The organism is Cyanobium sp. NS01, assembly GCF_014280235.1.
Taxonomy (GTDB): Bacteria; Cyanobacteriota; Cyanobacteriia; order PCC-6307; family Cyanobiaceae; genus NIES-981.
On sequence record NZ_CP047940.1, the window covers coordinates 1248348 to 1268867 of the forward strand.

The 20520-nt window shown below is 68.3% G+C and carries 17 protein-coding genes; 4 read left to right on the forward strand and 13 right to left on the reverse strand.

Annotated elements, in window-relative coordinates; genetic code table 11:
• Positions 1–38 precede the first annotated feature (38 nt).
• Positions 39–1349 carry a glutamyl-tRNA reductase gene (locus tag CyaNS01_RS06470; protein ID WP_186699756.1) on the reverse strand — a complete coding sequence of 437 codons (1311 nt, stop codon included), beginning with the start codon at positions 1347–1349 and terminating at the stop codon, positions 39–41.
• A 34-nt stretch (positions 1350–1383) separates the two neighbouring features.
• Complete coding sequence (glpX, locus tag CyaNS01_RS06475; protein ID WP_186699758.1) at positions 1384–2388, reverse strand: class II fructose-bisphosphatase; 1005 nt, start codon at positions 2386–2388, stop codon at positions 1384–1386.
• Positions 2389–2578: 190 nt separating this feature from the next.
• Here glpX and rpe point away from each other — a divergent pair, with 190 nt between their 5' ends.
• Positions 2579–3262, forward strand: a complete 684-nt coding sequence (rpe, locus tag CyaNS01_RS06480; protein WP_186699760.1) for a ribulose-phosphate 3-epimerase — start codon at positions 2579–2581, stop codon at positions 3260–3262.
• A gap of 51 nt (positions 3263–3313) precedes the next feature.
• Here rpe and ccsB read toward each other — a convergent pair whose 3' ends face one another.
• The 7 genes from ccsB to CyaNS01_RS06515 all read right to left on the reverse strand — a co-directional run bounded on the left by ccsB (position 3314) and on the right by CyaNS01_RS06515 (position 9793).
• On the reverse strand, positions 3314–4249 hold the full coding sequence (ccsB, locus tag CyaNS01_RS06485; RefSeq protein WP_186699762.1) for a c-type cytochrome biogenesis protein CcsB: 936 nt from the start codon (positions 4247–4249) through the stop codon (positions 3314–3316).
• A gap of 51 nt (positions 4250–4300) precedes the next feature.
• On the reverse strand, positions 4301–5491 hold the full coding sequence (locus CyaNS01_RS06490) for an LptF/LptG family permease (protein WP_225875864.1): 1191 nt from the start codon (positions 5489–5491) through the stop codon (positions 4301–4303).
• Positions 5488–6216 carry an LPS export ABC transporter ATP-binding protein gene (lptB, locus tag CyaNS01_RS06495; protein WP_186699764.1) on the reverse strand — a complete coding sequence of 243 codons (729 nt, stop codon included), beginning with the start codon at positions 6214–6216 and terminating at the stop codon, positions 5488–5490. Before lptB ends, CyaNS01_RS06490 begins: the two co-directional genes overlap by 4 nt.
• Positions 6213–6683 carry an LptA/OstA family protein gene (locus CyaNS01_RS06500; RefSeq protein WP_186699766.1) on the reverse strand — a complete coding sequence of 157 codons (471 nt, stop codon included), beginning with the start codon at positions 6681–6683 and terminating at the stop codon, positions 6213–6215. The genes lptB and CyaNS01_RS06500 overlap by 4 nt, the downstream gene beginning before the upstream one ends.
• 26 nt (positions 6684–6709) lie before the next feature.
• A complete protein-coding gene (locus CyaNS01_RS06505; protein WP_186699767.1) occupies positions 6710–7111 on the reverse strand; it encodes a DUF309 domain-containing protein in 402 nt (133 codons plus the stop codon).
• Positions 7112–7152: 41 nt separating this feature from the next.
• Positions 7153–8961: a translational GTPase TypA gene (gene typA / locus CyaNS01_RS06510; RefSeq protein ID WP_186699769.1), complete on the reverse strand. Its 1809-nt coding sequence runs from the start codon at positions 8959–8961 to the stop codon at positions 7153–7155.
• Positions 8962–9037: 76 nt separating this feature from the next.
• A complete protein-coding gene (locus tag CyaNS01_RS06515; protein ID WP_228007251.1) occupies positions 9038–9793 on the reverse strand; it encodes a D-alanyl-D-alanine carboxypeptidase family protein in 756 nt (251 codons plus the stop codon).
• Between the two features lie 289 nt (positions 9794–10082).
• Between CyaNS01_RS06515 and chlP the strand changes: the two genes are divergently transcribed.
• Positions 10083–11498, forward strand: a complete 1416-nt coding sequence (chlP, locus tag CyaNS01_RS06520) for a geranylgeranyl reductase (protein WP_186699771.1) — start codon at positions 10083–10085, stop codon at positions 11496–11498.
• A 26-nt stretch (positions 11499–11524) separates the two neighbouring features.
• On the opposite strand, the gene glyS is transcribed toward chlP, so the two are convergent.
• The gene (gene glyS / locus CyaNS01_RS06525) at positions 11525–13702 is read right to left on the reverse strand and encodes a glycine--tRNA ligase subunit beta (protein ID WP_186700409.1); all 2178 of its coding nucleotides are present in this window, start codon (positions 13700–13702) and stop codon (positions 11525–11527) included.
• 94 nt (positions 13703–13796) lie between these two features.
• Here glyS and sir point away from each other — a divergent pair, with 94 nt between their 5' ends.
• Positions 13797–15533, forward strand: a complete 1737-nt coding sequence (sir, locus tag CyaNS01_RS06530; RefSeq protein WP_370561688.1) for a sulfite reductase, ferredoxin dependent — start codon at positions 13797–13799, stop codon at positions 15531–15533.
• 1 nt (position 15534) lies between these two features.
• Entirely contained in the window at positions 15535–15960 is a 426-nt protein-coding gene (locus CyaNS01_RS06535) for a hypothetical protein (protein ID WP_186699775.1), read from the forward strand.
• Here the strand turns inward: CyaNS01_RS06535 and CyaNS01_RS06540 are convergent.
• From CyaNS01_RS06540 to CyaNS01_RS06550, 3 genes are all read right to left on the reverse strand, one after another.
• Positions 15930–16658, reverse strand: coding sequence for a M15 family metallopeptidase (locus tag CyaNS01_RS06540; protein WP_186699777.1), 729 nt, complete (start codon positions 16656–16658; stop codon positions 15930–15932). The genes CyaNS01_RS06535 and CyaNS01_RS06540 overlap by 31 nt on opposite strands.
• A gap of 67 nt (positions 16659–16725) precedes the next feature.
• Entirely contained in the window at positions 16726–19164 is a 2439-nt protein-coding gene (recG, locus tag CyaNS01_RS06545; RefSeq protein ID WP_186700411.1) for an ATP-dependent DNA helicase RecG, read from the reverse strand.
• A gap of 44 nt (positions 19165–19208) precedes the next feature.
• The gene (locus CyaNS01_RS06550) at positions 19209–20504 is read right to left on the reverse strand and encodes a hypothetical protein (RefSeq protein WP_186699779.1); all 1296 of its coding nucleotides are present in this window, start codon (positions 20502–20504) and stop codon (positions 19209–19211) included.
• Positions 20505–20520 lie beyond the last annotated feature (16 nt).

A 20520-nucleotide genomic window follows, 5' to 3' on the forward strand; every position in this document is an offset into this window, starting at 1 on the left:
ACACCTCGATCAGGTGATGCAGGTCACGTAAAGGGAGATCACGGCCTGGGATCGTCCTCCTGAAGCTCAAACAGCTCCTCCAGAACCCGCATCGCCGAGCGCCGCTGGGTGCGCGGCTGGGGTGCCCGGATGTTGGTGACCGGCGTATGAAGGATCTTGTTGATGATGCCCTTGCTGAGGGCTTCCACCACCTTGCGTTCCCGGGCTGACAGATCGGGCCCCATGCGGCTGAGGGCCTTCTGGAGCTCCTGCTCGCGGATGTCCTCCAACCGCACCCGCAGTCTGTTGACCACGGGCACCGCCTCCAGACCGTCCCACCATTCCAGAAACAGGCGAGACTCCTGATGCAGCAGTCCTTCGGCCTCGGCGGCCATCTCACGGCGGGCTTCCTGATTGCGGGCCACCACCTCCTGCAGGTCATCCACGTCGTAGGCCTGCACACCAGGAACCTCGGCGGAGTCGGCGGCGATGTTGCGGGGGACGCCGATGTCCACCAGCATCAGGGAGCTGCGGCGGTTGAGGCCGGTCAGGCGCTCGGCGCTGATGATCGGGTCCTCGGCGGCCGTGCTGCAGAACACCAGCGAGCAGGTGCTGAGGCAGTGGTCGAGATCCTCGAGGGGGCGGCACTGCACCGGCAATACCGGAAAATCGGCCGCCAGCTGTTCGGCTCGGGTCACGGTGCGGTTGAGCAGCACCACACCCCGGCATCCCTTGGCCTGCAGGTGCTGCAGCAGCAGCCGCGCCATGCGGCCGGCCCCCACCACGGCAACCTGCTCCTGATCGAGGGATACCAGGTCATCGACCCCCCGCGCCTGGCCCACCTTCAGCTGGGCCAGCTCCACCGCCGCCGAGCTGATCGAGACGGCACCCGTGCCCAGGTTGGTTTCGGTGCGCACCCGCTTGCCGGTGCTCACCGCCTGGTTCAGAAGCCGGTTCAGAATCGGGCCCAGTGAGCGGTGCTCCTGGCCGAGCCGAACCATCTTCTTCACCTGGGAGAGGATCTGGCCCTCGCCCAGCACCAGCGAATCCAGACCGGCCGACACCCGCAGCAGGTGGTCGACAGCCTGTTCGTGGTGGTAGGTGAACAGGTGGGGGGTGAGCTCATCCACCGCCAGGCCGGAGTGCTGGCTGAGGAAGGCCCCGATCGAGGAGATGCCCTGCTCCGGATGGCGCAGCAGCGTGTAGATCTCCAGCCGGTTGCAGGTGCTGAGGATGGAGGCCTCCAGCACCTGATCGTCGTCTCGCAACTGCTGGAGCGAGGCATCCATGGCCTGCTCCGGGATGCTGAGGCGCTCCCGGATCTCCACTGGAGCCGTGCGATGACTCAGACCGACAACGGCGATGTGCATGGTGGCAGCGCGGTGTGAGCTGATCGGTGCCGGCTCAGCGCAGCGCGATGCTCTGGGCACCGGCCTTGATGTGCACGGTGTCGGTGAAGCGTGCGGAGTTGTCGAGGGTGCTGATCACCAGCGAGCTGGTGCGGGTGCAGTCCTTCTCGAATTTCACCCCGTGGAACAGCAGGCCATCGGTGATGCCGCTGCCAGCGAACACCACGTTCTCTCCGGAGGCCAGCTCGTTGGCTTCGTAGATCCTGTCGGGATCGGCAATGCCCATCTCGGCCAGGCGGGCCAGGTTGCCCTCCCGGGTGAGCCCTTCCCACTCCTTGGTCTGGGCCACGGCAGGGTCGTACACCAGCTGGCCCTGGAAATGACCACCAAGGGCGCGCATGGCGGCGGCTGAAATCACGCCCTCAGGTGCGGCGCCGATGCCCATCAGGCAGTGGGTGCCGGTGCCGGCGAAGCCACAGGCGATGGCGGCCTGCACGTCGCCGTCGGAGATGGGCTGAACCCGGGCGCCGGTGGCGCGGATCTCGGCGATCAGGTCCTTGTGGCGGGCACGGTCCATGACCACGATCACCAGGTCGCTCTTGGCCATGCCGAGGCACTGGCTGAGGATCTCGATGTTCTCGGTGGCGCTCTTGCGGATGTCCACCTTGCCCTTGGCGGCCGGGGGCGCCGCCAGCTTCTTCATGTAGAAGTCCGGGGCGTTGAACAGGCCGCCACGATCTGAGGCGGCCAGCACCGCCATCGAGCCGCGCTGGTTGTTGGCGCAGAGGTTGGTGCCCTCGCAGGGGTCCACGGCGAAGTCCACGCCGGGGCCGGTGCCGCTGCCCACCTCCTCGCCGATGTAGAGCATGGGCGCCTCATCCCGCTCGCCCTCGCCGATCACGATGCGACCCTGCATGGCGATCTGGCCCATGCGCTTGCGCATCGCCTCCACGGCAGCCGCGTCAGCCTCGTCCTTCTTGCCCAGGCCCGTGAGTTCGGCCGAGGCGATGGCGGCCTGTTCGACAACTTCGAGAATTTCCTGGATAAGGGTGCGATCCACAGTGGTCCGGCAAGAGGGGAGGAGGCTTCGTGATCGGGCCTGAGATGGCAGCTGCTGTGCGGAATCTCAGTCAGGAAGCGGGCCTCACTGTATCAGCGATGGCAGCGCCTCCCGGCCGGCCCGGGGGCGCAGCCAAGGGCCTGGCGGGGCCTTAACTACACTGAATTTCCCCTAGCCCAGCGGCCGTCCCATGAGCAGCAAGTCCCTGGTGGTGTCACCATCGATCCTCTCCGCCGACTTCTCCAGGCTCGGGGATGACGTGCGGGCCGTCGATGCGGCCGGTGCAGACTGGATCCACGTGGACGTGATGGACGGCCGCTTCGTGCCCAACATCACCATCGGCCCCCTGATCGTGCAGGCGCTGCGGCCGGTCACCAGCAAGCCGCTGGACGTTCATCTGATGATCGTGGAGCCCGAAAAGTATGTGGCTGATTTCGCCAAGGCCGGCGCTGACATCATTTCGGTGCAGGTGGAGGCCTGTCCGCACCTGCACCGCAACCTGGCCCAGATCCGCGATCTCGGCAAGATGGCCGGTGCTGTGCTGAACCCCAGCACCCCGATCGACACGCTCGAGTACTGCCTTGAACTCTGCGATCTCGTGCTCGTCATGAGCGTGAACCCCGGCTTCGGGGGCCAGAGCTTCATCGACAGCCAGGTGGACAAGATTCGTGACCTTCGGCGGATGTGTGATGCCAAGGGCGTCGATCCCTGGATCGAGGTGGATGGCGGCATCAAGGCCGAGAACGCCTGGAAGGTGATCGAAGCCGGAGCCAACGCGATCGTGAGCGGCTCGGGCGTGTTCAACCAGCCCAGCTATGCCGACGCCATCACCGGCATCCGTCAGAGCCGCCGGCCCGCCCCCGTGGCGGTCTGAACAGCTGAACCGGCCAGGCTCCCCCGAGGGGGAGATCTGGTGTCTCAGCGCTCAGCTCTCGAAGAACCAGCCGTAGCTGTGCAGGCCGATGCCCAGCAGGTTGACGCCGATGTAGCAGACGGCGATCACCACCAGACCCACCGAGGCCACGATCGCCGGGCGGCGACCCTGCCAGCCACGGATCAGGCGGGTGTGCAGGTAGGCGGCATACACCAGCCAGCAGATCAGGGCCCAGGTTTCCTTCGGATCCCAGCTCCACCAGCTGCCCCAGGCCTCGTTGGCCCACACCGCGCCGCTCACCAATCCCACCGAGAGCAGCAGAAAGCCCACAGTGATCGTGCGGTAGCTGAGTGAATCGAGCTGCTCGGCGATCGGAATCGACACGCTGGAGAGCTTCATCGGCGCCGCCATGGCACCCGGACCATCGCAGGCCAGCTGGGCCTGGCGATAGCCGCCGCTGCCGATCGAGCTGCTGCGCAGCTCCAGGGCCCGGCCCCTGTCGGTGAACAGCACAGCCACCGACAGCAGCGATCCCACCAGCAGGGCCGCATAGCTCAACATGATCACGCTCACGTGCATCACCAGCCAGCTGGAACGCAGGGCGGGCACCAGGGGGGAGGCCTCCTGAAGCCGATCGGGCAGGGCGAAGCTGGCGAAGGCCACGCAGCCGAGCGCCATCGGCGTGGCGGCAGCCGGCACCAGCGGTGATGGCCAGCTGCGCTCCACCAGCAGCTGGGTGAGGGTGCAGCCCCAGGCCAGGAAACAGAGCGACTCGTAGAGATTGCTGATCGGGAAATGGCCGGAATCGATCCAGCGCAGCACCAGCTGGGCGGTGAGACAGAGGTTGGCCGTGGCGATCAGCACCCGCACCACGGAGCTGTTGCGACCGCCACTCAGGGCCCAGAACGCCAGAGGCAGCACCAGCAGCAGCAGGGCGAAGGCGGCGAGGCCCAGGGCAAGAACCGGATCGTGGAGCAGATCAGGCAAGGTTTCAGCGCAGAGTCATCTCCCAGTCTGGCTGGTGATGGCGTCAGCTTGTCAGCGGCTGGCCTGCCGTAACAGCACGAAGCCTGTGACCAGGCCGATCACCACGGGCAGCCAGGCGGAGAACAGGGGCTCAAGTGTGCCCTTGACGCCCAGGGAACTGAAGCTGAAGGCCACCAGGTAATAGCCGAAGATCAGCAGCACGCTGAGGCCGAACCCCTGGCTGCGGCTGCGCCGCGAGTGGGGCCTGGCCCCCAGGCTGCTGCCGATCAGGCCAAACACCAGACAGACCGCCGGAAAGGCGAACTTCTCCTCGATCCTCACCCGCAGTTTGCGCGCCGCTTGCTCGTCGCCCGATTCCCGCAGCAGACGTTCCGCCGTACGCGCCTGACCGATGGTCATCTCGTTGGCGTCGGTGGGCAGCTTGGCCACCCGCATCGGCTGGTTGCCGAGCGGATAGAGGTAGCGATCGAAGCGGGCGGAGGTGATCGCGTCGGAATCGGCGCCGCCGATGCCGAACACCCGACCATCGAGAAACTCCCACTGGGCCTCAGCATCACTCCAGCGGGCCCGCTTGGCCGTGAGCATCACCCGATGGGCCGAACGGCTCATGTCCACCAGGGTCACATCCTCCATCACACCCTGGTTGAAACGCTGGGCATAGAAGATGTGGGTGAGGCCGCGCCTGGTGCTGCCATCGGGTTGCTCGACCCTGCCGTAGCGGGAATAGAGCACGTTGTCCTTCTGCTCGCCGGCCACGGCCCTGCCGATCGCCCGGCTCAGGGTGGCCTCGGCCTGGCTCAGGGTGCGCGGCACCACCGCTTCGTTGAAGCCGAAGGTGAGCAGCGTCATCACCAGCGAGAGAGCCACGGCCGCCATCACCATCCGCCAGGTGGGCACCCCAACGCTGCGCAGTGCCGTGAGTTCGCTGTTGCCGGAGAGCTTGCTGAAGGTGAGCAGTGTGGCCATCAGGGTGGCCATGGGGAAGGAGAGCACCAGAAACGAGGGCAGCTCCAGCAGCAGCACCTGCAGGGCCACGTCGAGCGGCAGGCCCGATTCCGCCACCCGCCGCACCAGCTCGAACACGGCCCCCACCGACAGCGACACCGCCGTGAAGGCCGCCACGCCGTACACCAGCGGGCCGAACAACTCGCCCAGCAGCCAGCGATCCAGCAGCGGCAGCCGCCGCCAGGGCGCCAGCACCTGGCGCTGCAGCCGATCCAGGGCCAGAGGGGTGCCGCTCACAGTCTGAAACCCTCCCCCAGGTAGTGCTGCCGCACGAGGGGATCGTTCCCTACATGCTCGGACGTGCCTGAAGCCAGGATGGCGCCCTCCGAGAGGATGTAGGCCCGATCGGTGATGGCCAGGGTCTCGCGCACGTTGTGGTCGGTGATCAGCAGCCCCATGCCCCGGCCGCGCAGCTGCTGGATCAGGTCCTGCAGATCGGCCACGGCAATCGGATCCACCCCGGCGAAGGGCTCATCCAGCAGCAGGTAGCGGGGGCCTTCCGCTCCCACCGCCAGGGCGCGGGCCACCTCGGTGCGGCGCCGCTCGCCGCCCGAGAGCTGGTAGCCGCGGCGGTGCTGAAAGGCGCTGAGGTGAAAATCCTCGATCAGGTGTTCGAGCCGCTCGCGGCGCAGAGGCCTGGGGGTGCGACTGGATTCCAGGGCCAGCCTGAGATTGTTGCGCACGTCGAGCTGGCGAAACACGCTCGGTTCCTGGGGCAGGTAACCGATGCCGAGGCGGGCCCGCTGGGGCATCGGCACCTTGCTGATCTCGCGGCCGTCAAGCAGCACGGCCCCGGCGTCGGGGCGGATCAGGCCCGTCACCAGGCCAAAGGTGGTGGTCTTGCCGGCGCCGTTGGGACCCAGCAGGCCCACCACCTCGCCCGGTTCGAGGTGCAGGGAGACATGGTCCACCAGCACCCGGCCGCCGATGGCCAGCACCACCTGCTTCAGCTCCAGCGTCATGGCAGGGCGGCGGGGGCCGGAGCCTGGGTGGGGGGGAAGCGGTAGAGGGTGGTCACCTGTTCGCCGGGGGCCGATTCGGCCACCAGCCGTTCGTTCTCCACGAAGTACACAAGCCGCTCGGCCCGGATGCTGTTGCCATCCCCTTGAAGCACGTCCACATCGCCACTCAGCACCAGGCGACCCTCACGGCTGAAGTACTGGGCCTGGCGGGCCGTGGCCACCACCCCCTGATCGCCGTAGACGATCCGCACATTGCCGCTGGCGGAGAGGATTCCGGTGGCGTTGTCGGCGCTCTGCAGGTCGGATTCGATCGTCACCACGCCGGTCAGAGGGGCCGTCTCGGGTGCGGCCGCTGGCGAGGCCATCTCCTGGGCCCTGGCTCCTGCCACCAGGGTGGAGGCGGGGAGGCCAAACGCAGCCAGACCCAGCAGGGCAACGCTGGCGGGATGGAAGGCAGACAGGGGCAAGGACCGGGGCTGCCTGAACGCAGAATTCAATCTACAGAGGGCTGCGACGCTGCCCTGGCTGGAAGCAGCCGGGGCGGCTCCAGGTCCGGGTTCTGCTCAGGGCCCTGCAGGGCTTGCAGCCAGAGGCCGGCACTGCGGCAAACGGCTGCGAGATCCAGGCCCAGGGCGTCCTGCGGGCAGTCGCGCAAGCGCCCCAGCCCCTCACCCGTGAGGATGGTGGCACCGCGCCGATTGCCCCGTTCGAGGTGAAGCTGGCCCACGGCAATCTGCAGCAGGCCCTGCAGCACCGGACGGGTCGGGCCTGCCGTCTCGTGCCAGAGCTCCTCAAAGCCGTCGTGGCAGCCATACCAGTCGCCGGCATTGAACTGGGCGATGGCGGCGCCGAGGCGGGCATCGCCCAGCAGGGCTGACTCTTCGGGATCGAGCATGGAGCTGGACCTGGATCGGACCTTGATCTGAACCTGAACGCTCAGCGCTTGGCCGCCTTTTTGGAGGGCAGCTTGCGCAGCCGGATCGATTCCGGTGTCACCTCCAGCATTTCATCGGGACCGATGTACTCAAGGGCGCGCTCCAGAGTCATCTGCACAGGTGACTGCAGGGTGTCGAGCACCTCGGCGCCAGCGGAGCGGATGTTGGTCACCTGCTTGGCCTTGCAGACGTTGAGCTCGAGATCCTGGGGCCGACTGTTCTCACCCACGATCATGCCCTTGTACACCTTGGTGCCAGGAGTGATGAAGAACTGGCCGCGATCTTCGGCCCCCTTGAGGGCATAGAAGGTGGCCGTGCCCTCCTCGAAGGCAATCAGCACGCCGCTGCGGCGGGTGTCCACATCGCCCTGCATGGGCCGGTAGTCGAGGAAGGAGTGGCTCATGATTCCCTCACCGCGGGTGGCACGGATGAACTCGCCGCGGAAACCGATCAGGCCGCGGGCCGGCACCACGAATTCCAGCAGGGTGCGGCCGTCGCTGGTGGTTTCCATGTTCTGCATTTCCGCCTTGCGGCTACCGAGTTTCTCGATGCAGGCACCCACGGATGCTTCCGGCACGTCGAGCACGAGGGTTTCGTAGGGCTCGCTGGGGGTGCCATCGATCGTGCGGAAGATCACCTGGGGCTGGCTCACCTGGAACTCATAGCCCTCGCGGCGCATCGTTTCGATCAGGATGCCGAGGTGCAGCTCACCCCGGCCGCTCACCGACCAGCGGTCGGGTGAGTCGGTGTCCTCCACCCGCAGGGCCACGTTGGTGAGCAATTCCTTCTGCAGCCGATCGCGCACCTGACGGCTGGTGACGAACTTGCCCTCCTTGCCGGCGAAGGGGGAGTCGTTGATGACGAAGGTCATCTGCAGGGTGGGCTCATCCACCTTGATCAAAGGCAACGCCTCGGGATTGTCCGGGCAGGCGATCGTCTCGCCGATGTTCACCTCATCGAAGCCGGACACGGCCACCAGGTCGCCGGCGCTGGCCTCGGCGATCTCCACCCGCTGCAGGCCCTGGAAACCGAGCAGCTTGCTGATCCGGCCGCGCTTGACGCTGCCGTCATCGCGCAGGAGAGCAGCGGGCTGACCCGCCTTGATGGTGCCGTTGTGGATGCGGCCGATCATGATCCGGCCGAGGAAATCGCTGTAGTCAAGGGTGGTGACCTGGAGCTGCAGCGGCTTGGCGGGGTCCCCCACCGGCGGCGGCACATGGCGCAGGATGGCGTCGAAGAGCGGACGCATGGTGTCGCTCTCTGTTTTCATGTCCGGCTTGGCGTAGCCGCCCATGCCGCTGCCGAACAGGTAGGGGAAATCGCACTGGTCGTCGTCGGCACCGAGCTCGAGGAAAAGGTCGAGCACCTTGTCCACGGCGATCTCCGGATCCACCCGGGCCCGGTCGATCTTGTTGACAAACACGATCGGACGCAGCCCTTTCTCCAGGGCCTTCTTGAGCACGAAACGGGTCTGGGGCATGGGCCCCTCGTTGGCGTCCACAATCAGCAGGCAGCCATCCACCATGCCCAGCACGCGCTCCACCTCGCCGCCGAAGTCAGCGTGACCAGGGGTGTCGACGATGTTGATGCGAATGCCTTCGAAATCAACCGCCGTGTTCTTGCTGAGGATCGTGATGCCGCGCTCGCGCTCCAGATCGTTGGAGTCCATCACGCAGGTGGGCACCGCTTCGTTGTCGCGGAAGATGCCCGACTGGGCCAGCAGCGCGTCGACGAGGGTGGTTTTGCCGTGGTCAACGTGGGCAATGATCGCAATATTGCGAATCGGCGTGCCTGAATGTGCGCCGCTCATAAATTGAGAATTCCTACGGTTCAGTCTGTAGCCAAGAAAACAGACTACTCCATCCCCTTGCCAGGCTGATCCCGGCTCAGGGGGCCAGACGCTGGGCGGGCTCGAACACTTTCAGCGCCTCGGCCGTGCCCTCGAAGCGCCAGTGCCAGGGTTCGTAGCTCACGCCCTGGGGATTGCCTGCGGGAAACGACAGGGTGAAATGGAACCGCTGGGCATGGTCCTCCAGCCAGCGGAAGGCCTGCGTGGCGGCAAAGTCCTCGGAGAGATGGGTCTGGGGCATGCGGCCATCGCCCAGATCGATGGCATACCCCGTGCTGTGTTCAGAGAAGCCGGGCGGTGCGCTCACTTCGGCCCGCTCGCGGGCGTTCTGGTTGCGCTCCGCCTTCACATCGAAAAAGATCTCCCGCTGCAGGGCCCTGGAGCGGTAGGCACTCAGCAGCACCAGGGAGATGCCGTCGGCCTCCGCGGCCCGGCGCATGGCGGCCAGGGCTTCGGCGGCGTCGCGATGCAGTTCCTGCCCCGGCGCCACGCTCACCAGGACGGCGGGGTCGGCCTCGTCATAGGGGAAGTGACCCAGCAGGCGGCCATCGGCGGTCTGGCTGGCATCGAGGCCCTCCACCGGCCTGGGGGCCAGCCACCGCTGCAGGGCCTGGCGGCTCTGGGGCAGCAGCAGCCCCCCGGCCAGCAGCACCAGAACCAGAGAGAGGCCCAGCCGCCCCAGCCGCGCCAGTGGGTGCGTCGGTGCTGCCGCAGGCAGCTGCCGGCGAGCCACAGGGATGTCATCGGGCTGCACGACGCCAGAGGAGCGGTGGGTGGGCAGTCTGGGGTTCAGCGCCACGCCAGGGCGGCATCACAGCACCCATGCAAGCGGACCCGGGGCCCAAGAGCCAGTGAGGCGCGCCAGGCCGACGGGCGCCCCAAACCAAGGCCTTAAATTGTTACAGCTTCGTCATACTCGCGCCACGATTCGGCCTCTGGGGTAAATGCGATTGCATCCATGTCGGCCCGTTGTTGCCGGCGGCAAATCACAATCTCCTTGGCGAAACCGGAAATCCCCCCGCCAGACCAGGCAGCGGTGTTAGTTTCGGCCAACAGCTTTCTTTTGGCGGAGCATTCAACTGATGTTGCGTGTCGCAGTGGTGGGCGGTGGCCCCAGTGGGTCCTGTGCCGCCGAGGTGCTTGCCAAGGCCGGTATCCAGACGTGGATCTTCGAGCGCAAGCTCGACAACGCCAAACCCTGTGGTGGGGCGATTCCACTCTGCATGGTTTCCGAATTCGACCTTCCCGATTCGATCATCGATCGCAAGGTTCGGAACATGCGCATGATCTCTCCCTCCAACCGGGAGGTGGATATTCATCTGGACAACAACAACGAATACATCGGCATGTGCCGCCGGGAGGTGCTCGACTCCTTCCTGCGCAACCGCGCCGCTGATCTCGGTGCCCATCTGGTCAACGGTCTGGTGACCAAGATCGACACCGGCGTCAACCGCCAGGGCCCGTACACCCTCACCTACTCCGACTACGGCACCGGCGAGGCCACCGGTGAGAGCAAAACCCTCGAAGTTGACCTGATCGTGGGCGCTGATGGGGCCAACAGCCGGGTCGCCAAGGCGATGGATGCCGGCGACTACAACGTGGCCATCGCCTTCCAGGAGCGCATCCGGCTGCCGGCCAAGGAGATGAGCTACTACGAAGACCTCGCTGAGATGTACGTCGGCACCGACGTTTCGCCGGACTTCTACGCCTGGGTCTTCCCCAAGTACGACCATGTGGCCGTCGGTACCGGCACCATGCAGAACAACCAGTCTCTGATCAAGGGTCTGCAGGAAGGCATCCGGCTGCGGGCCCGCAAGCGGCTCGTCAATGGCGAGGTGATCAAGGTGGAAGCCCACCCCATTCCTGAGCATCCCAGGCCTCGCCGCGTGGTGGGCCGCATGGCCCTGGTGGGCGACGCCGCAGGCTACGTGACCAAGAGCTCCGGCGAAGGCATCTACTTTGCAGCCAAAAGTGGCCGCATGTGCGCCGAGCAGATCGTGGCCAGCAGCCAGGCGGGACAGCGCATTCCCACCCAGGCCGATCTCAAGAAATACATCAAGACCTGGGATCGCCAGTACGGTGCCACCTACAAGGTGCTTGAGATTCTGCAGAACATCTTCTACTCCAATGACGCTGCCAGGGAAGCGTTCGTGGAGATGTGCGATGACAAAGATGTGCAGCGCCTCACCTTTGACAGCTACCTCTACAAGCGGGTGGTGGCGATGAACCCCTGGCAACAGATCAAGCTCACCGTGCTCACCATGGCCGCCGTGCTGCGCGGCAATGCCCTTGCCCCCCAGACCTACAAACCCGTCGACAGCGCCGTGCGCGATGACGATGAAGTGGCCGCCATGCTGGCTGTCAGCACCATCAAGGGCGGCATCAAGATGCGCGGTGAACTGGCTGCCCAGGCAGCAGCCAGCCCGGCGAATGGCACCGGCAAGAGCCAGGACAAGTCAGCCGATCAGGAACGGGAACCTGTGCTGGCCGGCCAGTGATCCGGCGGAGCGCCTGAAGCGAGGCTTCAGGCCTGGAGTGCGCTGAAATCAGCCAGCACCGACGCCTGGTTGCGCAGCACGCTCAACAAGGCCAGACGGTTGCTGCGGATGCGACTGTCTTCAGCCATCACCATCACGCTGCTGTCGCCATCAAAGAAGGCGGCCAGGGCAGCAGCGCTCTCCTGCAGGGCCGCCGCCAGCGCCGCCAAGCCAGGCAACGCGGCCTTCTGAGCAGCCTCCTTGGCGAGTGGTTCCAGCCGCTGCAGCACGGCAAGCATGGCCGCCTCGCTGGGCTTCTCGAACAGGGCCGGCTCCACCACGGCTTCGGGGCTGAGCGTGTGCTGATCGAGAGCTCCCTTCTCCGCCAGTCTTGTGGCCCGGGTGACCACAGCCTGCAACGGCGCCAGCCGCCCCTGCTGACGCAGCTCGCGCAGCAACAGCCCCCGCTGACGGACCGCACCGGGATCGGCCAGCAGCCGTTGCCTCGGCAGCCCGGCTCCAGCCACCGCCGCCACCAGGTCGGCCGCCAGGCCCTCCTCCTCCAGCAGGCTGGCGATGCGCTGGGCCAGAAAGTCGCCCAGGTCGGCCGCCAGGGCCGCCGGCTCGATCCGGAATTCAGGAAACTGACTGGCCCAGCGGCGGCTGCCGGCCAGGAGCAGCCCCTGCAGATCCAGCCGCCAACCCTGCTGCCAGAGAATCTGCAGCAGGCCATTGCCCGCCCGCCGCAGGCCGTAGGGATCGGAGGAGCCGCTGGGCCGCTCACCCTTGGCGAAGATGCTGAACAGCAGTTCCAGGCGTTCGGCCAGAGCCACCACGGCCCCGGCAGCGCTCTGGGGCAGCGCGTCTGCGGCACCCCGCGGCAGGTAGTGCTCGAGCACCGCCAGGGCCACCGCCCGCGGCTCGCCCTCGGCCAGCAGGTATTTGGCGCCCATGATCCCCTGCAGCTCGGGGAATTCGCCCACCATCTGGCTCACCAGATCGTGCTTGCAGAGGTGGGCCGCCCGCAGGGCCGCCTCGGCGACGTCCGGGGGCAGCGCCAGGGCCTGCAGCAGCTCCTGGCTGCACCACTCGAGTCGCTCCACCCGGTCGCGCAGGGAGCCCAGTCCCTCGGCAAAGGTGACCCGGGCCAGCTGTTCGCGCCGCTCCAGGCTGGAGACGGCCCTGTCGGCTTCCAGGAAGAAACGGGCATCGGCGAGCCGGGCGCGCAGCACACGCTCGTTGCCGCGGCGCACGGTGTCGAGGGAGTCCGGCGAGCCATTGCCCACGCACAGGAAGGCGGGCAGCAGCACATCCCGTGCTTCAAAGGCGAGGGGATCCACCGCGGCGTTGCGGCGGTAGAGCGGCACGTAGCGCTGGTGGGCCCGCATCACGGTGCAGAGCACCTCGGCTGGCAGGGCCAGGTAGGCGGGGTCCAGCGCCCCCTGCAGGAGCAGCGGCTGCTCCACCAGATCGGTGAGCTCCTCCAGCAGGTCGCCGGGCAGGTCCGGACGGCCTTCCAGCGCGTCGGCCGCCCGCTGGATGCCCTGGCTGATCCGCTCGGCCCGCAGCTGCCGGTGCACCTCCAGCCCGGCGGCGGCGAGGCTGGCCCCGTACTGGTCCGCCGCGGCGATCGACACCGGCTGCGGGTGCAGCCGGTGCCCCCGGCTGAGGCGGCCGGCCCGCACCTCTGGATCACTGCCCGGCAGCCGCACCGGCAGCACCTCGGCATCGAGCAGGGCCACCAGCCAGCGCACCGGCCTGGAGAAGCGGAAGTCTCCTTCCCCCCAGCGCATGAAGCGGCGGCCCTGCAACCCCTGAATCCAAGCGGGAATGCACTCCGCCAGCACCTCACGGGTGGGCCGTCCAGGCTCCAGCAGCCGCGCGAACACAAACGGGCCCTTGGCCGTGGGGCGCACCTCCAGCGCCGCCGGCTCGACGCCGCAGCGCCGGGCAAAGCCCAGAGCCGCCTGGGTCGGCATGCCGTCCTTGAAGCCCTGACTGGCTGGCGGCCCCTTGCGCTCCTCCCGCCGCTCGCTCTGGCAGGCGGGCAGCCCGTCCACCACCACGGCCAGGCGCCGTGGTGTGCTGGTCACCTCCAGGCGGCCATGGCTGAGGCGCTGGTCGTCCAGGTCGCGGGCCACCAGCGCCTGCAGCTGGGGCACGGCCAGGCGAGCGAAATCGGCCGGCAGCTCCTCGGTTCCGATCTCCAGCAGAAAGGTGGACACGCCAACCGCAACAGCAACCGCCAACTGTATGGAGCCGTCTGCAACCGATCAGGCTGCTGGTGGGCCTTGTTCGCTACCGTCAACAGGCTTTTGGGTGGTTGCCGCAATCGTGACGTCAGGGCCGACGAAGTTCGAACAACTCAAGGCCAGCAGTGGTCACCTGCGCGAACCGCTGTTGAGCGAGCTGGGCAATCAGGCGCCCAACTTCACCGACAGCGCCGTCCAGATTCTCAAGTTCCACGGCAGCTACCAGCAGGACAACCGCGACAAGCGCCAGAAGGGCCACGACAAGGAGTGGCAGATGATGCTGCGCCTGCGCAACCCGGCTGGCCGCGTTCCGGCCCAGCTCTATCTCGCCATCGACGAGCTGGCCGATCGGCTCGGCAACGCCACCCTGCGGGTCACCACCCGCCAGGCCTTCCAGATGCATGGGGTGCGCAAGGAGAACCTCAAGGAGGTGATCGGCACGATCGTGCGCTCCCTGGGGTCCACCCTGGCCGCCTGTGGGGACATCAACCGCAACGTGATGGCGCCCGCCGCCCCCTACAGCACGGGCGGGTACCCGGCGGCCCGCGATCTCGCTGACGCCATCGCCGATCTGCTGGCTCCCCAGGCCGCCGAGGGCTCCTATCTCGACCTCTGGGTGGACGGCGATCTGAGCTACCGCATCAAGCCGAACCTGCCGGTGCGCCGCGCCAAGGCCCGCCAGGCCGAGGGCGCCGTGTTCAGCGGCGATGCCGCCGAGCCGCTCTATGGCGGCACCTATCTGCCGCGCAAATTCAAGGTGGCGGTCACGGTGCCCGGGGACAACTCGGTGGATCTGCTCACCCAGGACATCGGCCTGGTGCTGTTCTGCAACCCCCAGGGCCGGCCCCTGGCGGCCAACGTCTACGTGGGCGGCGGCATGGGCCGCACCCACAACAAGGAGGAGACCTTCGCCCGCACCGCCGATCCGCTCGGGTCAGTGGCCTACGAGCACATCCTCGATCTGGTGCAGGCGATCGTGGCTCTGCAGCGCGACCATGGCGACCGCGACCAACGCCGCCACGCGCGGATGAAGTACCTCATCCACGACCGGGGCGTGGACTGGTTCCGGCAGGAGCTGCAGCAGCGCTACTTCGCCCATCCGATCAAGGCCATGCGCCAGGAGCCTAAGCCAAGGCTGGAGGACTACCTGGGCTGGCATCGCCAGAGCCCCGGGCTCTGGTTCGTGGGCCTGCCGGTGCTCTGCGGCCGCATCGGCGGCGAGCTCAAGCGTGGCCTGCGTCACCTCGTGGACACCTACAAGCTGGATCTGCGGCTCACGCCCAACCAGGATCTGCTGCTCTGCAACATCGGCACCGCCCAGAAGGCCAGCATCCGGGCAGAGCTGATCGCCCTCGGCTTCGAGACACCGGACGCGCCGCCCCCCCTGGAGCGCCATGCCCTGGCCTGCCCGGCCCTGCCCCTGTGCGGCCTGGCCGTCACCGAGGCCGAGCGCATCCTGCCCGATGTGATCGGCCGGCTCGACACCCTGATGCAGGGGCTCGCCATCAGCAAGCCAGTGCTGGTGCGCATGACCGGCTGCCCCAACGGCTGCGCCCGGCCCTACATGGCGGAGATCGGGCTGGTGGGCAGCGGCGTCAACCAGTACCAGCTGTGGCTGGGCGGCACCCCCAACCTCAGTCGGCTGGCGGAGCCCTATCTCGAGAAGATGCCCCTCGACGACCTGGAGCAGACCCTCGAGCCGCTGCTGCGGGCCTGGCAGGACGCCGGGGGCCGGCTGAGCTTCGGCGACTTCGTGGCCAGAAGCGGACGGCCTGCTGTGCAGGCCCTGCTGGCTTCGGCCTGACGTGGGCACCGTTCCGCGGCGCGGCCGCTCCTGCGGCCCCCCCCCCGTGTGGGCCGCATCGCTTGCCCTGGCCCTGCTCAGCTCCGCCACTGTCACCCCTCTGGCCGCCCAGGGCCGGAGGTCGCCAGCGCCGCCCCCCTCCACACCGACGATCTATGACCCGGATCCGCTCAGCTGCCAAGCCGAGGCGATCCGCGAGGCGTTCGAGCGCCACCTGGAGCCCTTCGCCGACCAGAGCCCGGCCGTGATCGCCCGGCTCAGGACCCTGCAGGGGGAGATGACGGCTTCAAGCCTGCGACGCTGCGTGGCCAAGGGCCTGATGCAGCGCGATGAGGCCAATGCGCTCTACCTGGATCTGATGGCGCCGGCATCCTCCTCCGCGCCGCCGGCCACCGCTCAGCCCGGCTCCGGCTCCACCCTTCCGTAGCAGGCCTTGGCTTCGCCCCGGCTCCAGGCCCAGAGCTGATCGCCCCAGCTGAAGTGCCACCACTCATTCGGGTGCTGGGCAAAGCCGGCCTGCTGCAGCACCTGACGCAACAGACGCCGTCGCCTGTGGCAGCCCCGCGCCCAGGTGCGCTGGGCCGGCTTGGCCGCTCCCTGGGCCACAGACTCGAAGTGGTCCGGTGAGGACACGGCTCCGATGGCGTCGATCGCCGAGCCCATGTCGAGGGGCAAACCCCGATGGTCAACCAGGGTGAGGTCCACGGCTGCGCCGGTGCTGTGGGGGGGCGGGGCAGCTGGATCCTCATCAGGATCGGCCCAGAAGCGCCCCACCTCCGCCGTCAGGGCCTCCCGGGCAGGGCTGGTTTCGGCCGGATCCACGCCGCGCTTGCGGCAGAGCTCAAGCATGGTGTGCTCCACCATGAAGGCCTGCACGGCCAGGGGCCGCCAGCCATCAAAGATGGCCAGGCGCCAGTCGGGCTGCTGTTCCTGCAGAGCCTCCTGGGAGTCGAGCAGTCGGTCGATCACCTCCTGGCGCAGCTGAAACGGCGATCCTCCAGGGCCATAGGGAGCCCCCAGGGCTGTGTAGGGGTGGGGTTCCAGTCGCAACAGGTTGGGCGGCAGGGGAACCAGGGGATCCCGCCGCGGCTCGATGGGGACGGAATTCCAGGGACGCCGCGGCATCGCCACTCCAGTGCAGCCTTCAGTGTGGCCTGACGGCGTGCCGCTGCGTTCAGCGGGCCTCGGGCCCTCAGTTCAGCCGGGCTCCTGCAGTCAGCCTGGCGCGCTGGCTCTGCAGCATGGCCAGGAGCCGGGGGTGACGCTCCAGGGATGGGTCCTCCGCCAGGATCCGCCCCCCCACGTCGCGGGCCTGCTCCAGCACCGCTCCGTCGTCGATGAGGCTGGCCAGGGCCAGATCAGGCAGGCCCGACTGGCGCGTGCCCAGCACCTGGCCAGGCCCCCGCAGGCGCAGGTCCATCTCGGCGATCTCGAAACCATCGCTGGAGCGCACCAGCACATCGAGCCGCTGCCGGGCCAGGGCCTGGCGGCTGTCGTTGATGAGCAGGCAGTGGGACGCTGCCGCGCCCCGGCCCACCCGGCCCCTGAGCTGGTGCAGCTGGGCGAGCCCGAAGCGCTCGGCGTGCTCCACCACCATCACGCTCGCCTCCGGCACATCCACACCCACTTCCACCACGGTGGTGCTCACCAGCACCTGGCTCTCCCCCCGCGCGAAGGCCTGGAGAGTGGCCTGCTTGTCGGGACCCGCCAGGCGGCCATGCAGCAGGCCCACCTGCAGCTCCGGGAACACCTCCTCGCTGAGCTGGCGGTGCACGGCCACGGCGGAGCGGAGGTCGAGCTTTTCAGACTCCTCCACCAGGGGCAGCACCACGTAGGCGCGCTGACCCCTGGCCACCTCCTCCCGGATCAGCTCGTAGGCGAGCTGGCGCTCGCCGGCGCGCAGCAGGCGCGTCTGAATCGGCGTGCGGCCCGGCGGCAGGCCGTCGATCTGGCTCACCTCCAGGTCGCCGTGCACCGACAGGGCCAGGGTGCGGGGAATCGGCGTGGCCGTCATGGTGAGCAGGTGGGGCTGGAGGCCCTTGGCCAGCAACCGGTTGCGCTGGGCCACGCCGAAGCGGTGCTGTTCATCCACCACCACCAGCCCGAGCCGGGCGAAGGCCACGGGATCTTCCAGCAGGGCATGGGTGCCCACCAGCAGCTGCAGGGTGCCCTGGGTCAGGTCGTTGAGCAGCTGGCGGCGCAGGCGGGCGGGGGTGGAGCCAGTGAGCAGCCCGCAGGTCACGTGCAGCTGGGGCAGCCAGCCGCAGAGCTTCTGGTAATGCTGCTCCGCCAGCACCTCGGTGGGGGCCATCAGGGCCCCCTGGCAGCCGGCGTCGATGGCGGTGAGCAGGGCGGCGATCGCCACCACGGTCTTGCCGCTGCCCACGTCCCCCTGCAGCAGCCGGGCCATCGCCTGGGGACGGGCCAGATCGGCGCGGATTTCCTCCAGCACGCGCCGCTGGGCCGCGGTGAGCTGGAAGGGCAGCAGCTCCAGGAACCTCGCCACCAGGCTGTTCCTGCTGGGGCTCTGCAGGGGTGGGGAGGGCCGCTGAGTGAGGGCGCGGCGGCGCTGCAGCAGGCCGAGCTGCAGCAGCAGAAATTCATCGAACACCAGCCGCTGGCGGCTGGCCCTGAGGCTCTCCTGATCCCGGGGGGCATGGATCTGGCGCAGGGCCTCAGGCCTGGCCATCAGCCCTTCAGCGCGGCGCAGAGGGGGCGGCAGCGGGTCTCCCCACGACTCCACCAGAGGCAGCACGCTGGCCACGGCCTGGCGCAGCCGGTCGGCCCCGAGACCCTCAGTGAGCCCGTAGACCGGCAACAACCGGCCGATCGCCTCGGAGCGCAGGGGCGCCTGGGGGCTCTCCAGCACTTCGATCAGCGGGTCCTGAAAGGCCGGGCCATAGGGCGTCTCGCGCACCAGACCGCTCACGGCCAGGCTGGCGCCCGGCGGGTAGAGGCGCTGCTGGCTCTTCAGCCAGCCCGGGCTGGTGAAGCGCTTGCCGGCCATGAAGCGACTCACCCGCAGGCGACCGGTGGGATCGCTGAGCTGCAGCTCCAGGATCGCCAGGTTGGGGTTACGGGGGCTGGCGAAGGCGAGGCAGCGGCGCACCGTGGCCACGATCGTGGCGGTGCTGCCAGCCCGCAGCCCCTCGATGCGCACCAGGTTGGCGTAGTCGAGGTAGTCGCGGGGGTAGTAGTGCACCAGGTCGCGCACCACGAACAGCCCCAGCTGAGCCAGCCGGGCTGCCGTGCGTGGACCGACGCCACGGATCTCCCCCAGGGGCGTGTCGGGGAGCAGGCCGCCGGCAGCCGTGGGCGTTGGCGGCGGTGCCGCAGCCATGAGCCGCAGCCGGGGCGGCCCCATCGGCCTGGCTGGCTCCAGGCCCTGGCGCAGTTGGTGCAGATGTTGGCGGCAGTCGCGCACCAGGCTCTGGCGCCGCGCCAAACTCAGCCCCTGGTAGCCCGCAAAGGCAGCCGCGAGTTCGAGGCAGCGGGAGTGGCCGGCAGTGATCTCCTGGGGCGGGGCCTGGAGGCTGCGGGCCAGAAAGCTGCTGAACCGCTCCCGCCGCCCGAGCAGATCGGCGAAACCACGCTCACTTTCGAGCAGCAACGCCTGCTGCAGGAGGCGCAGCCACTCGCTGGCTGGGGCAGGGCCCGGCGAGCCGGGCGTGGCGTCTAGGGGTTGCCCGGGGGGGGGCGACCGGTGGACTCCCGGTTGTCCTCCAGCCACAGCTGCTCCGCCTCCAGGATTCGTACCCGCCGCTGGACCCGGCGGTAACGCTGCGCCATTCTGCGCACCTCCAGGCCGTGTTGCTGCAGCCGCTGCCGGCAGGTGCGCAGGCGAGGGTTCTCCAACTCCAGATCAGCGAGCCGCAGCAGCACGGCCGCCAGGACGATGGAGGGTCCCGAGCCGTTCTCCTCCGCCGGCACCTGCAAGCGCAGCAGGTTGGGGGGAGCCGGCAGCACGTCCACCTCACCCTGCAGGGCCGCATCGAGCAGGCCCACGGGCAACAACCCCGGTGTCACACCCAGCCGCAGGCCATCGACGTTGAGGGCATGGGAGAGATTGCGCAGCCGCCGGCTGAGCGCATTCTCGTAGCCCTCCAGCCAGATGAGCAGGTCGATGGGGTCGGTGGGGAGGCGGCTGCCGCTCCAGGGGTGGCGGGCGTCCTGCTCACGGTCGGCCTGCTGCCAGGGCGGGCCCGCCGCGCCGCCGTGGCCATCGCTGCCGCCGGCATCAGCATCGGTCGGTGCGGGGCCCTCTGGGCGCTCAGTCTCGAGAGCCTCGGAGAAGGCCTGCAGCATGGCCTGGAGGCTCTGAGCCGGGCCCGCATCCGCTGGGGGCTGCTCGGCTGGGGCTGGCTCCGATGGCGCAGGCTCGGGGGGAGAGGGCTCGATGGAGTTCTGGTGGGCAGGCTCAGGCCTGACATCCGGGCTGAATCCAGGCTTGAACCCAGCACCCGAACCTGGGCCGAGCCCCTGCAGCAGGCCTGTCAGATCGGGGCCGCTTGAGCCCAGCCGCTGGAGATCGATCGGCGGCTCCAGACCCAGCTCGATCGAGCGGCCCGACCGGCTGGAGCCCTCGGGGGTGCCGGATTCAGTTCGGCCGGGCTCCTGGGCCAGGGAGTCCTGGAACCGGGCCCGTTCCTCCTTGGCCTGACGCTGGCGCAGCCGTGCCATCTGGGCCGCCATGGCCGCCACCTGCTCCACCGTCAGCAGGGTCTTGGCCCGCCTGGCCAGGTCGGCCATGCGCAGGTGCCACTGCCGGCGCTGCCGGGCGGAGAGATTGGCGTAGCGCTCCGGCTCGATCTGGGTGGCCAGATGGAAACAGGCCTGCTGAATCGCATTCAGCAGAGCGTCTCTGAGCACCTGGAGGTAGAGAGCCAGGTGGCGGTAGAGCTCGGGGTTGGATTGCTCCAGCCCCGCCCTGATGGCGCCGAGTCTGCGGTGGGCATCCTGGAGTGCTTCCACGGCAGGGGGGGCGGAA